Genomic DNA, 13,721 nt, shown 5'->3' on the forward strand with positions numbered 1-13,721 from the left:
AATATGGGGAGAAATTGCGTAACAATTTGTCCCACAGGAGGCTGTTGTTTGAACCAAGCAACAGCTCCTTAAGATACTGCCATTCCGTGCTTTGTTTAGAAAGCATGGTGGCTTTGACACAAGAGATATATCGGTGACGATTTTTTCAGTATGTGCAAGAAAAATTCAGAACGATCTTCGATGGGCTGGACCCGTCTTATCGGTTGCCTAATGGCTTAACCGATAATAGATGAAACCCATTTGTTAAATTAAATTGCTTCATTGGTTCATACCGGTATGATATGAACACCCCAGGCAATTTTATCAAGAGTATTTACCTCAGTCAGGTGGATTACTAAATCTGTCCTAATTTACTCGTAAGATAATCAATAGAGAGTTTAACGTCATCCAGATTCTTTGCCCCTGTGAGAATATATTTCCCGGATGAAAAGAGCAGTGCCACGACTTTTGGGTCTGTCATTCTGTACACAAGACCGGGAAACTGTTCGGGTTCGTATTCAACACTCTCATGACTGAGCGTAAGCATTACTTTGTTGAGGTTGATAAAAGTCCCACTGTCATAGGAACAGACCATATTTGAAATAACAACATTCGGAGACTCTATTGTCTTTACCCCACATTTATTCAACTGACTGATAATCGTGGTAAGGCCTTCTTTGAATTCTTCTTTATTTGATATTCCGGTCATGACTATTTTTCCGGATGAGAAGAGGAGGAGTGCTATCTCAGGCTTTTTCATATGGTAAATGGCACCGGGAAATTTCTTTTTATTGAGGACACACCCATCCAGTACGTTTGAAAGATATTCAATATCCATAGCCTCCGCAACACTTCCGGAAGCAACAATATTTTCAATTTTCAGTGATGTGTATATGCTCTTGCCATCCATTGCCATCTTTTTATAGATTCTAATACGATAACTATTGGCCAATCATTTTATCATTGCATCGTTACCAATTCTATCTGGACGGATTTTTTGGGAATTAATTCAGAATGAACGATGTGAATTACACGCATTTCCGGATATGTTTAAGATTGCAGATTTGCAAAAAGAATCCATCGTTTTTGATTTAGGAGTAGATATCTATCAGGCATCATCCTCATATGTTTTGATGAAAATATGAAGTGATTTACAAAAGCAGGGATTTCCAAAATTCCGGCCAACACAGATTGCCACCAATTTGCATTAAGAAATGAATTTTGGAATTCACATTTCGGTTTGTAATACTATTTTGATACACTTTCTGTTTGTTCGCATCCGGGTACTCGGTGAAATACTATTGAAATCAGAGGATAAATTTGTTCTTTGGATATCATTTCAGGATCAATTTATATGTTTTTTGTGACATCCTATGTGTGTCATGGAAGAGAACAGGGATGAAGAAGAAATTCTGTTGTTTGTTTACAATGCAGACAGCGGTGTTTTCAGGGAACTGAAGGATTATGTTCATAAGGCTGTTTTACCGTCCACATATGACTGTTCCCTGTGTGCACTGACCTACGGAAGCACAGGTATGAAAAAGAGATGGAAGAATTTTCTAAAAGAACTTGATGTCAGTGTTGAATTTTTACATCGTGATGAGATGACCAAAAAATACCCTGCTTTAGCTGTTCGCCTTCCGGCTGTGTTTATAAAATCGGGTCAATCACTGAATCTGCTGATAACCGCCGGAGAAATTGGATTATCAAAAGATCTTGAGGAACTGATGGATCTTCTTACCTATAAGCTGAAACACGGTACTGTAATGGAGATTGTTCAATAATCGTATTCGTCACATTTGATTCCGGAATGTGTTTTAGATCCGGCTTCTTTTGAAAATGAGTATGAGGTTGAAATCCGGACAGATTAGTTTCTGATAACCTCAACCGTATGTTTTCCTGTGATATCCATCGTTTCACTAGCGATATGGTATGTATCTGAAGCCGCAATATTTTCCAGAATTTCCCTGTTTAATTTATCGTTATGAATTCTTCTGCTCTTTGAGTCAGTTACATATCGTATGCCAAGTTCTACCCAGTTGTCAGTCAGTTTTACATATATTGCCGGGTCGGTGACTTTTTTTGGAAGGTAATACTTTTCTCCAAGCCTTTCAACTTCAGCTTCTGCCTGTAGGGTCATCTCCCCGGTTTCTGTTTTCACTATTTGCATGATATTGGATATTGCTGATTTCCAGTCGCTGTCATATGTTAATGGAATCCTGATTTCGTCCCAGATAAAGTTGTGGTCCTTTGTGTAATTGTATATCATCCCGGAGATTACAATCGAGTTGGGCATAATTATCAGGCGGCCTGTTGGCTGTTCGGCATCAATCCAGCCTTTAATCTCCATCATTGTCGTGTTCATAATTCCAATGTCCATAATGTCCCCAAACGATCCCTCAACTTCCACGCGGTCTCCGATTTTATAGACACTGGTTAGAGTAATGATAATCCCTCCCACAAAATTTCGGAACAAATCCTGAAGAGCAATTGCGATTCCGGCGGCAATAATTCCATATGATATTACCAGTGATTCTGTATTTTTAACCCAGATCTGAATTATCAGAAACAAAAAAAGGATGAACGAAATTACCAGAATCCCTTTATTAAATGTAATTTGCGTTTTTCTGTCTTTTATCAATGTTTTGGCTATCCTTCCGGTTATAATTCCATAACAAATAAAGATAATTCCGGTGATGAGGAATGATAAAAATAAATTAAAGTAAATCTGCTCCTGATAATAGTCGTTGAGAAACCAGAATAGTGCGGAGCTGGAAAAAAGAACAATGGGAATAATATAATTCCGGAGCATGACCTGAATTCATTACTGTAATATTTATACATAACTCCCTCGAATCAGGGAATAATATCGGTTTGGGAAATGTATACATAAAAATGTGCTCAGATATAGGTGCGATGGGGAAAATCGCTTTTTGGCGCTGGTTTATATTTCTCAGCTCTCCTGGAGGAATATGAAAATGAGTCCTCCTTATATTTCAGAGATACATAAGGCAGAACCGAATCTGTTGAAATAGAATGTTGTTACCTTTTGATGTTAAATTGATTATCCTGTACGGGGTAATCCCACTCTTTTTGACCCTCTGGGGGTCGTATTTACCGGATATGGGTGTTTCAGGCATAATTTCTCCGTGCATGAGTATTCGCCCAGCTCTCAATATCGCGTCTGATTTCATCAATGGGAGCGCCTCCCTTCACCCTGAATGACGGTTCCACAGGATACTGGTTTTTATCTTCAGCAACACGTTTGTATCCCCCGCCGGTGATGTTGAGAAGAATGCAGTCATCCTTTCCAACGGCATCTGCCTCAACTGCCTTTATAAGGGATGCAACGCAGACTGATGCCGCCGGGTCAATGTCAATATCTTCTGCATCAACAAAATGTTGTTCTGCTTCTGCTGCCTGAGCATTGGTGATGCTGTCCATTGTCCCTCCCGTTGCAGACAGGGCATCATACACACCTCCTCTGACGGAGTATGGAGGGTGGCGGTTTGTCAGGACATTGGAATAGACCTGATTCACTGTACGGCTGGCATCCGGCATATCTTTGTCAGGAATTATTTCCCGCCTGCCGTCCTTCCAGGCGTTTGTCATCGGGGCAAAGGGTTCGTTTTGTGCGAGATGCAGGCGTGGCAGGATTGCCCCAAACCTCCCGTCACCGATAAGACGCATTGCTGCTTCCCATGCTGCAATGCCTCCCGTTCCACTCCCTACTGCCTGAAAATAAGAGTCAGGGAGGCGTCCTGCTGTAATCGCCCCGTCCAACATAACGGTTCCCATGCCGTCCCTGCGGGCGACATTCCGTGCACCGCCTTCTGCGACAATGTCTGGTATGGTGCAGACGGTGTTTCCAAATTCGATTGAATCAGTATAGTCGCCCTCTACTGTTATCAGGCAGACATTTTTTGTTGGTGCGGTTGTCCAGAGTCTGTCCACAGATGATTCCGGCACAACAACAACCACAGGGGCACCGGTGAGGGCCGAAACCTGACAGAATGCCCTTCCGGTGTTTCCGGCGGATGATATCTGAAGAATTCCGTTCCCTTTTTCTCTCATCCGGACAGTGGTTGGAAGTGCTTCCAGTTCTTTAAACGAGCATGATTCAATGTGTGCGCCACGCTCCGGCCAATATCCTGAAAAACTGATGTATAGATTGGAAAGTCCCAGTTCTTTTGCGAATGTTTCGCTTTTGTATGTGACAGGTCCTGCATCTGATGGCAGGTTTCCTTCTATCGGGAGCCAGTCAGAGAATCTGAACACTCCGAGATAATTTTGAATCTGCAGGTGTGTTTTCTGGTAATATGCACGTATAAGGCCAGTGCACCCTTCCGGACAGACATTGGTATACCGGTCAGGGATTCGCCTTCCACAGTCCGGGCATTTGAGAATATATTTTTCCGTCATTTTCAACCCCCATTTGAAAATTGTGGTTTAAATTATGTTTTTTGAGTAAATTGATGTTCTTCTGTCCGGGTACAGTTGTAGGAAGCGATGCCCTGATGTTCCTGTTGCTCCCTTGTCTCCTAACCCATAATAATGCCTTCCCTCAACCCGTACGTAACTTCATGGGGGTCTGATTGTCGGGAGTACAGAGGTATGTTTTACCAGCGTATTTTTGTACAATTCTTCTTCGTTCTTTTCAAAAGAATGAATTTTTAGATTCATTGAAGATAATATGGCAAAATATTCTACCATTATTCCTTCACAAATGGTGTGGTATTTCTGTATTTGCCGGATGGAGTAACCGTGTGAGAGATGAAATTTTATACAGACGGTGGCATACCGATGACATACAGAAAAACAATTTTTGAATACATAGTGCACCCATATGGCCGTAATCGGTTATTCTTTGCAAAGCATACAGCCTGTCCTGAAAAAAGCGCCGGCACCAGAGAAGGGATGTATGGTTTTGCAGGGAAATGGAATGAATAAAAAAATTGGTGATTTAGCAACTTTCATCCAGCCGTTCAATAACTTCCTGGGTGATGGCTCGAATTTTATCCACCGATTTCCGGAATCCCTCCACCTCATGCTCACTGATGGTAATTGTGAGGGTTGTGGCGCCGTTTCTGTCCAGCCGGACAGGCGTGCCGATGCAGACATCACCGATGTTGTGTATTTCGCTGCTGATAAAGGTAGATACCGTGAGAATCCGTTTTTCATTCCCGAGAATTGTGCTTACTATGGTTGCGATTGCATCTCCCGGCCCGTATATTGTTGAACCAATGCGTCGGATGATGGCCGACCCGGCGTTCATGACATTGTGCATGATCTGTTCTTCCGGGAGATCTTTGAATTTAGGGAGGTTCTGGATGGAGATTCCACCGATGGTGGTCGCTGACCATAACGGAACCATAGAATCGCCGTGTTCACCAATGATACGGGTATGGACTTCACTTACATGAACATCAAAGTACTTGGCAATATTCCATTTCAGACGCATGGAGTCCAGGTGCGTTCCGAGGCCGATGACCTGATTTGGTTTCATTCCTGAGTATTTCAGTGCTACAGCGGTCATAACGTCGACTGGATTTGAGACGATGAATAAAATGGCGTTAGGTGCATACCAGCCGACCATGGCAGCAATTTCAGATATCATCCGTGCATTCTCGTGGGCAAGGTCAATTCTGTTCTGGCCTTCCTTTCGCGGAACACCGGATGTCACGATGATAATGTCAGACCCTTCGAGGTCCTTCGGGGTACAGGAAAATTTCACATCAGACTGGCTGCCGCGTGCGGCAAACGAGTCATGGAGATCACAGGCGAGGCCGTGCAGAACTTCTTCTCTGCCGGGTCGTCCAAAAAGCAATAGTTCACTGACATGGGGAATATAGGAAACTGCATGTGCAGTGTAACGGCCGACGTTGCCGCTTGCTCCGATGATTGCGACTTTTGCCATAGAGAACACCAAAATAGGGACATATCCGGGGTAGACAATACGTGCCTGCCATATTCTGCCACTCCATCCTCCACCCCGCACCCCCATGGGCGCCGAATGTTCACGGTAAGCCTGCTCCCTTCCGGGCCTGGGCCAGTCTCCGCGACAAGGGGCAGGATATTCCCTCCGGAATATCCAGAATCCCCTCCATTGACCTCATGGGACAAGGCTTCGCAGTCAGGAAATGACAGCTTCAGACAGATCGCCAAAGCCATCTCCGGACTATCGCCCCCCGCGTATCGGCGGTTTCGGGCAACAGGTGACGCCTAACCACCCGGGCTAGTCCCCATATAGTGTTGCTCTTATGGAATAAAAACCTCGCCGCCAGTTTCTCTCTTCCACCGACGGACAGCATCTGCCATTTTGACCCTGTTTTCTTTGCCAAAAAGGTCGATTACTGTTAGATCAACTTTCTTTGGGAGTACCTCTTTGAGGTTGTGCAGATCTCCCCACCATACCTCGTAGTGTTTCCCGTCACCGAAGGCATCAGCCACTTTCAGGGGTTCTTTTCTGACAGGATTCTCCTGTATGTTTCCATAGGTAATGTGAATATCCACGTTATCAAGGCCCAGTGTTCTGCGGTTGACATCCAGATTGACGGCTGCCCAGTATGCCGCATATCCCCATGCATCGTTCATGATTACCCGTGGAATGCCATGTTGCCCTGCGGTGATACCGAGCGTCCCCACACCACAGGCTGCGTCAACGAAGACCTCAGGTTGGTACCGGATTATTTCTGTCGCTGTTGCAACCAGTTTCGGATCAAACCCACGGGGATATTCGATATGAGCATAGGACTGTTGCATGAAGACGATGACCGGTGCTTCCTCTGTTTCAAAGATATTGGCCCTGACATCGCACCCGGCAAGCAGGGTATTGGTATGGTATTCGGGTGTGGTGCCGTCTATCTCTGCAATTCCCGGCACCTCTCCACCATCGTGTACAACTCCTTTGACCTCGGGGATCTCTGCAACGATGCGGTCTGCTGCTTTCTGGGTAACCGAACGAGAGAGAAAAATCATGGATGCGTCACCGAGATGGGGTGGTGCCATAAGTGCCAACCCAGGATGGATGAGGGGGATGCCCGCTGCCATGACAGGGGCTGTGGGAGCAAGGTCACCCTCCTCTGCCATGATGGTCCAGCAGTCTGCGACCACCTCATCAAGTGGCCGTTTACCACATGCCGGGCATGGTGCTTTTCTGCGAAATGAGGGTGGTGATTGTTTATCAAGAATGGTGGTTCTGCATGAAGAGCAGGGGAGAAAGCGTCCTTCGCGCTGTTGGACGACATCTGCTGTGTTTTCAAGGCATGGGCCGCCACAAACCGGGCATTTCATTATTCAGGTATTAGTCTGGCGTTCCTGATAATGGTTGGTGGTATAATTTTTGGGTACGAAACCGATCCCTTTATATTCTGTTAACAAACATTTATTCAGATTTCATGAAAGACAGGCTCAAAACATATACCCCACATATCTATGCAACGGTGTTTGGCCTTGTTCTCCTCACAGGAATGGGAGGATACATGGTATACGAAGCTCAGTCGGCAGAGATAACGGTCATTGAGATGGATGGAGCACCCAGTGATATCGTTTTTATCGCAGACCCACATCTGAAAAGCGGGAATCTGGAATTTATGCATTCAGTGGCCGAGGAGATCAATGCCATGAATGCCTCGGTGGTTCTTATCGGGGGGGATTTTGTGACGGGCGAGGATGATAATCTTAGTTACCAGCAGGTGTGGGCTGAGATTGATGCACCGGTTTATGCTGTTCTTGGAAATCATGATTATAATGCAGGGGTCAAAGGCCTGAACGGGCCTGCGAAGATGCTTGCAATGGAGGAAGCCAATCTCTCGGTGGAGGGATACGATGTCTCGATGCTACAGGACGACCCGCTGATTGACTGGGGACTGGCAGAGGATATCACCGCGGCCCTTGAAGGAGCTGGTGTCCATGTGATGAAGAATGAGTATGAACTGCTGAATCTCGGTGGGACAGATCTCATGCTTGTCGGTGTTGATGATGCATGGGCAGGTAAATCCAGCCCGCCGGATCTCCCGGAGACAGATGCTTTCACGATATATATGATCCATGAGCCGGGTGCCCGTGCAGAATGGGATGCTGATCTCATTCTCTCCGGCCACCTGCATGGCGGACAGTTCAGTGCACCGGGGCTGGATGTCATTAAGGAACTGAAAATAATTGATTTGCAGGGTTTTTGTTCACAGGGTGAAACGCCTGCCTTCATCACTCGTGGTATTGGATCATCGAGTCTGATTGAACAGGACCTCCGGTTCGATGTGCCACCCGAAATTGTGGTGATTAATCCCTCTGTCCCGATTGAAGGGGCAGATATTGTGTGGGCGTGATGAAAACCAAACCCGCCGGTTGCTCTTTCTCTCCCTCCCTCCCTCCTTTAAATGTGGAATATTATTTTTGTTCTTTTTTAGGCAGAATACCTGGTTCTGCAGGAAAGCATTCTTAATTCTATCTGGATATCTCTAAAATCGCATTTTTTGTGGCCAGGAGGCAAATCTGACCAAAAACGAACGGCTGCTCCATAAATACACTAACAGCATGGCAACCTACACTGGTATCCTCGTCAGGGTATCCTCGAAAAATGATCTGCTGTAAACCTTCCCGCAACGGTGGCAGAACCATTCTATGGGATGGAAACCCGCCGGAAAAATGACTTGTTCTCTTTTGATTATATCATGTGTCATGCCTGGACGGTCGGGTCGGATGCCTGGCTGAAACCCGATGATTCGGATGAAAATTCTGATGATGACAGCTATACAGGAGATGACAGTGACAGGAAGAGTTCCACTCTTCCACCAATGTTCCACCAAAATCCGGCCAAAAGTGGAACTCTGAATGATACGCATATTGGCGACTATTTCGGTAAAGAGGATATTAATAGAGATATATGTACAGATAATAACGGAGTCTTCCACTCAATTCCCATAACATACAGCAATCTGGTTTCCTGTGCGGATGGTTGTGGGGGTATCTATGACCCTGAGAAAAGTGGAACTAATATGGAAAAATGTCTTATTGGCTGCAGATTCCAATTACATCAACAAAACCGGCTCAAAACAAGTGGAATACAAAGTGGAACATAGGGGAAATGAGTGGAACATAGGAACAAAAAAGGGAGGAACTGTTCTCTCCCCCTCCCCGGTATCCTTGACCACCACGAATTTGAGCGCTCATCCGTCTCTCTGGGGCACTGCATGCTTTGCGGCGATGGGGTGGCGGTGTACCGTGACGTGAAGTGATATGTGAAACGTGTTATGTACATGTAGGATTGAAGGAAGATCTGTGATGGGGCAGGTGAGAAGAGTATTCTCAGAATCCTGGTGAATAATTCCATTTGGGCACGACAGAATGATGGATGTTTTTCATGCCCATGGGGTGGGGGGTTATGTAAGCATGAGTGAAGAAGGATTGGACAAAATTGTCCGTGAAACTATCATCTCCGTTCTGGAAAAATACGGTGCAGAAAGGATTGCGATATTTGGCTCATATGCCCGGGGAGAGGCAACAAAAGAGAGTGACATCGATATCCTCGTCCGTTTCTCATCCCAAAAAAGCCTCTTTGATCTGGTCCGGATTGAAGAAGAGCTCAAATCTGTTCTCAGTATAAAGGTTGATCTCATCACGGAAAAATCGGTCAGCCCCTATCTTGCGGGTGCCATCCATCACGATGAACTGGTGATATACGGGGAATGACCTGCCAAGGGACCTCCCTCTCTTCGTCACATCAGGTGAATATTCTTCACCCCACCATCTCGACAAAATTCATAAAATTTTCAAGCCCCGCTTCTCCTTTCGCATACGCATCATGCCATCCCTCTGGCACGGAATACTCCTGGTAGAGTTCCTCCCGCCTGGCCTCCAGCAAAAGTGGTTCCCGTCCCATAAAGTCTGCCGCAGATACCACATTTCCTCCGGCCTCTTCAGAGAGTTTTTCTGCCCACCGGCACCCGTTGAGTGACCGCCGGACGTGATGGTCAAGGATGAGTGTCCCACAGCCTTCAGCAACAGAGAGCGCATTCTCCCATGCAGAGAGCCGTTCCTTTTCAGTCAGACGCAGGAGGTAGAGTGGTGGGCCGGCGGCAAACACCACATCAGGTTCCCATGCCCGGATGATGGCCACCGCTTCCCGGTTGAGCATCTGGATGTCGGAGGCATGCACGAAAGTCCGTTCTTCGTCCCGGATGCAGGTCATCATCACCCTCCCCAGATGAGATTGTGGCGATCCGTGGGGCACAGGAACAGAGAACGAGAGGATGCCCTCTTCCGTGCCGTCCGATTCCGGGAGCGGGTGGCCGAGGTGCTCTTCGATTGCCTCCCGTCTCCTGAGTGAATGAAACGAGAGGGATGTTGTTCCCCGGCACCAGAACCGTACATCTTCGAGTGGTGGGATGCGTGCGAGGGAGAGTTGATAGGGATTTGCGTCCGCAAGCGGGACATGATCCCCGTGGTAATGACTAATAACAATATCAGTTGCCTCACCTATGGCAGCGAGAATATTCTCCCGGATGGCGGCTCCCACCGCAACCTGGCAGGGATGCGGCAGATGGCCGTGGCGAAGATACCCGAGTGCCACTCCCGGATCGATCAGAATGCGTCTCGCACCGGTTTCAACCATGCAGGAGAGGCCCCTCACCCCGAGGGATTCGGTGCCGATGATTGTGATATCCATTATTCTTCTTTGCGGGGTCGGGAGGCATAACGTTTTGTCACCAGTTCGTAGAAAAAAGGGGGATTCGTGAATGAATTTGTGACTGAGTAAGGATTAGATCCCTAATTTTGTCCGGTTCCCTTCGATGTGTGCAAGAATGCCATCTGCTGCCTTTTCTGCATCCGGTTCGACACTGAGGAGGCCTCCCGTCACATCCTTCAAATCTTCGGTCAGTAGCTTCACCAGTTTCGGGCCACCAGTGACGGTGGGGATAGGGTTGACGTAGGTATAGAGACCGAATGCCAGCGCAAAGATGGCATCGATGGTAGCTTTCTGCTCCATGTATTCCGGTGCTGCCACAGCGACAGGCAGGTCGGGAATCGGCACCCCGCCAAGGGCCTCGGAGACCGCAAATACAAGGTCAGCACATCTGCCGGTGTCAGTGCAGGTTCCGTACGAAAGAACCGGCGGAATGCCCAGTGACTCACATACACCCCGGAGTCCGTCCCCTGCCTTTGTGGCAGCCTCCGGTACGCAAAGACCGGCAACCTGCATTGCCGCATTGCCGCAACCCATCGAAAGAACGAGCAGGTTTCGTTTAATAAGTGCCTCTGCGACAGCGACTGAGTGCACATCCTGGCCGGAGTCACGCAGGGTGGTGCAGGATACAAGGCCAACAATGCCCCGGATGGTGCCGTCTTTGATGAGGTTAAGGAGCGGGTCAAGCGATCCTCCGAGGGCTGCGGTAATACTCTCCGGTGAGAACCCGACCACTGCCTCACGGGTGGGAAGGCCGGTGACAGGCGTCACGTCCCGCCGTCGGATGGGATAGTTCTCAATTCCCATGGCGAGAATTTTTTCAGCCTGTTCGTGTGCCTCTGCAGGTACATAATTCAGGCGTTCGTCAATGCCTTCAAAGGCCACAAGATCGGAGACCGGCAGCAGGTGGAACCGGTATTTTTCAGCATACAGGGGATCAAGGGGCAGGGAACAGTTCATGTCCGCGACAAAGACGTCAATTGTACCTGTTGCAAGGATTGCCTCCTGCATGATCCAGTTGCCGGTATAGCCCCAGAATACGTCATCGGTCTTCCAGCGCTGGATCATCTCCTGTCCGGTCTCAATATTTGCGATGATACGGATGCCTTTTGCCCCTGCATCCTGTGCTTTTTTCTGCCATGTCGGGTTGCGTGCCGCTTCGATAAGGGCAAACCCGAGGAATGGTTCATGCCCGTTCGGGAGAATGTTCACATAATCCGGGTCAAGCACCCCAAGGTCAACGTTCACTGTATGCGGTTCGGGAATCCCGAAGAGCACATCCTGCAGATATTCACAGACAATCTGGCTCTGATATGCCATTGCAACGGAGAGGCGCATCGCCTTGAGAGCGAGGCTCACATACGAACTGTCCACATTTGTGAGGCATGATCCGGTGGCGTTCATAATCTCCGGGTGGATACCGCCCGGAAAGATGCCGAGTTTTGCCCAGGTCTCCTGCCGTTCTGGTGGTGCCAGGCGGCGGACGACTTCACTTGGTTCGGTGACCGGGCGGGAGAAGTCCTTTTCGACCATGTCACAGACCCTGAGTGCCACCTCTTCGTCAGTTCCGTCCGGCGACACCCCAAGGCGTCCTGCGAAATTCCTGAGTTTTTCCGGGGATATAATGGTAAATGATGTATTCCCTTTCGCCGTCTCCCGGAGAGTATGTACAGTTTTATCGGTGTGGTAATGATAGGTGGTTGTTCCCATGACATTGCGTAAGAGCATCATCCGCATTGCCATCGCGTCTGCACTGATGCCGCAGACACCCCGCTTATCTTTCTCTGCATCTGCCCGGCAGGGCCCGTTTGAGCAAAGGTCACAGCGTGCCCCTGCGGTGCAGAAGGCACACCGTGTGTCAGGGTCCCCGAATCCCTGTGCTTCATAGCGGTCCCATACATTACTCATCCCGTCTTCCTGTAGATGTTTGTACATCTGCACGACCGATTCATGGTATGATATTCTGTTCTTTTCCATATGCTCCACCCCCCCAAGAGTGGTATGGGGTCTCAGTCACGTTGTCAGAGTAAAAAAAGATAGTGTAGGAATTCGTGTATCTCGCGGAAGATTGAAAGGATGAGGGGAATATAGTAGTGTCAGGAAGAGCTGCCCGGAAAGAAAAAATTGTCCGAAAGTCTCTCCGGAGTAGGTTTTACATATGACAAAAAATCCATATGTCCATGGATATGGCGAAGAGGACTCTTCCCGCCTCGTTAAACAATCAGTTGCCCTGGAAGAAATTCTGCACGCAGATGAGGATTTTCCGGCAGGCACGCAGATCCTTGAGGCGGGGTGCGGTGTCGGTGCCCAGACGGTGATTCTTGCCCATCGGTTTCCTGAGGCAGAGATTCTCTCGGTAGATATCTCTGAGACCTATCTCGCACAGGCTGAGGAGCGGGTGAAATCCTTTGGTTATAGAAATGTCACCTTCCGCCAGGCCGATCTTGCAGCAACTGACCTGCCACCGGAGAGTGCGGACCATATCTTTGTCTGTTTTGTGCTGGAGCATATCCCCGAACCGGAGGCAGCGCTCAAAAATCTCTGCCGTGCCCTCCGTCCGGGTGGTTCGGTGACGGTCATTGAAGGGGATCACGGGTCTGCCATTTTCCATCCCGAGAGTCCGGATGCCCGGCATGTGGTGGACTGCCTGATTGAACTCCAGCACCGAAGCGGCGGGGACGGAAATATTGGCCGGCGGCTCTATCCCCTGCTCAAAGATGCCGGTTTTTCAGAGGTCACCGTGACACCCGCCCCTGTATATGTGGATGCGGGTCATCCGGAACTGGTGGAAGGATTTATCGAAAAAATATTCATTGCAATGGTAGAGGCCTCGCGGGAGGCGTCATTCCGTGCAGGGATATCTGATCCAGTTCGCTGGGAGGCAGGGATTTCCGCACTCCGGCGGACAAAAGAGCCGGGTGGGACGTTGTTTTATTCTTTTTTCAAAGCAAATGCGGTGAAGTGAGGGGGACCGGATCATCCGGAGATGGGCCTCTTTGGTCGTGCGGATATACCCAGCCTGAGAGGCAGACGAGGTGAAAACTGACGCTGCATGGTA

The 13,721-nt window shown here is 48.3% G+C and carries 13 protein-coding genes and 1 other RNA gene; 6 read left to right on the forward strand and 8 right to left on the reverse strand.

Annotation, left to right across the window (positions count from 1 at the left end; translation table 11 throughout):
- Positions 1-334: 334 nt before the first annotated feature.
- Complete coding sequence (locus L0665_RS07890; RefSeq protein ID WP_274925737.1) at positions 335-889, reverse strand: TATA-box-binding protein; 555 nt, start codon at positions 887-889, stop codon at positions 335-337.
- Positions 890-1,361: 472 nt separating this feature from the next.
- On the opposite strand from L0665_RS07890, the gene L0665_RS07895 reads away from it, so the two are divergent.
- Entirely contained in the window at positions 1,362-1,763 is a 402-nt protein-coding gene (locus L0665_RS07895; protein WP_274925146.1) for a hypothetical protein, read from the forward strand.
- Positions 1,764-1,846: 83 nt separating this feature from the next.
- On the opposite strand, the gene L0665_RS07900 is transcribed toward L0665_RS07895, so the two are convergent.
- The 5 genes from L0665_RS07900 to L0665_RS07920 all read right to left on the reverse strand — a co-directional run bounded on the left by L0665_RS07900 (position 1,847) and on the right by L0665_RS07920 (position 7,272).
- Entirely contained in the window at positions 1,847-2,791 is a 945-nt protein-coding gene (locus tag L0665_RS07900) for a mechanosensitive ion channel domain-containing protein (protein ID WP_274925147.1), read from the reverse strand.
- Between the two features lie 320 nt (positions 2,792-3,111).
- A complete protein-coding gene (locus tag L0665_RS07905) occupies positions 3,112-4,401 on the reverse strand; it encodes a cysteate synthase (RefSeq protein ID WP_274925148.1) in 1,290 nt (429 codons plus the stop codon).
- A 541-nt stretch (positions 4,402-4,942) separates the two neighbouring features.
- Positions 4,943-5,896, reverse strand: coding sequence for a malate dehydrogenase (locus L0665_RS07910; RefSeq protein ID WP_274925149.1), 954 nt, complete (start codon positions 5,894-5,896; stop codon positions 4,943-4,945).
- A gap of 13 nt (positions 5,897-5,909) precedes the next feature.
- An RNA gene (ffs, locus tag L0665_RS07915) (signal recognition particle sRNA) lies at positions 5,910-6,225 on the reverse strand.
- A 12-nt stretch (positions 6,226-6,237) separates the two neighbouring features.
- Positions 6,238-7,272: a hypothetical protein gene (locus L0665_RS07920; protein WP_274925150.1), complete on the reverse strand. Its 1,035-nt coding sequence runs from the start codon at positions 7,270-7,272 to the stop codon at positions 6,238-6,240.
- A gap of 104 nt (positions 7,273-7,376) precedes the next feature.
- On the opposite strand from L0665_RS07920, the gene L0665_RS07925 reads away from it, so the two are divergent.
- The 4 genes from L0665_RS07925 (at position 7,377) to L0665_RS07940 (ending at position 9,669) form a co-directional block, all read left to right on the forward strand.
- Positions 7,377-8,306, forward strand: a complete 930-nt coding sequence (locus tag L0665_RS07925) for a metallophosphoesterase (RefSeq protein ID WP_274925151.1) — start codon at positions 7,377-7,379, stop codon at positions 8,304-8,306.
- A 279-nt stretch (positions 8,307-8,585) separates the two neighbouring features.
- Positions 8,586-9,059 (forward strand): hypothetical protein, encoded by a 474-nt coding sequence (locus L0665_RS07930; protein ID WP_274925152.1) that lies wholly within the window; start codon positions 8,586-8,588, stop codon positions 9,057-9,059.
- A gap of 9 nt (positions 9,060-9,068) precedes the next feature.
- Positions 9,069-9,215, forward strand: coding sequence for a hypothetical protein (locus L0665_RS07935; protein ID WP_274925153.1), 147 nt, complete (start codon positions 9,069-9,071; stop codon positions 9,213-9,215).
- A 154-nt stretch (positions 9,216-9,369) separates the two neighbouring features.
- Positions 9,370-9,669, forward strand: a complete 300-nt coding sequence (locus L0665_RS07940) for a nucleotidyltransferase family protein (RefSeq protein WP_274925154.1) — start codon at positions 9,370-9,372, stop codon at positions 9,667-9,669.
- A 46-nt stretch (positions 9,670-9,715) separates the two neighbouring features.
- Here the strand turns inward: L0665_RS07940 and L0665_RS07945 are convergent, their stop codons facing one another.
- Positions 9,716-10,645, reverse strand: coding sequence for an MBL fold metallo-hydrolase (locus tag L0665_RS07945; RefSeq protein WP_274925155.1), 930 nt, complete (start codon positions 10,643-10,645; stop codon positions 9,716-9,718).
- A gap of 93 nt (positions 10,646-10,738) precedes the next feature.
- Positions 10,739-12,640, reverse strand: coding sequence for an anaerobic carbon-monoxide dehydrogenase catalytic subunit (gene cooS / locus L0665_RS07950; protein ID WP_274925156.1), 1,902 nt, complete (start codon positions 12,638-12,640; stop codon positions 10,739-10,741).
- Positions 12,641-12,821: 181 nt separating this feature from the next.
- On the opposite strand from cooS, the gene L0665_RS07955 reads away from it, so the two are divergent.
- Positions 12,822-13,628, forward strand: coding sequence for a methyltransferase domain-containing protein (locus L0665_RS07955; RefSeq protein WP_274925157.1), 807 nt, complete (start codon positions 12,822-12,824; stop codon positions 13,626-13,628).
- The last annotated feature ends 93 nt before the right edge of the window (positions 13,629-13,721 follow it).

Source organism: Methanogenium marinum, from assembly GCF_028912405.1.
In the GTDB taxonomy this organism is placed as follows: domain Archaea; phylum Halobacteriota; class Methanomicrobia; order Methanomicrobiales; family Methanomicrobiaceae; genus Methanogenium; species Methanogenium marinum.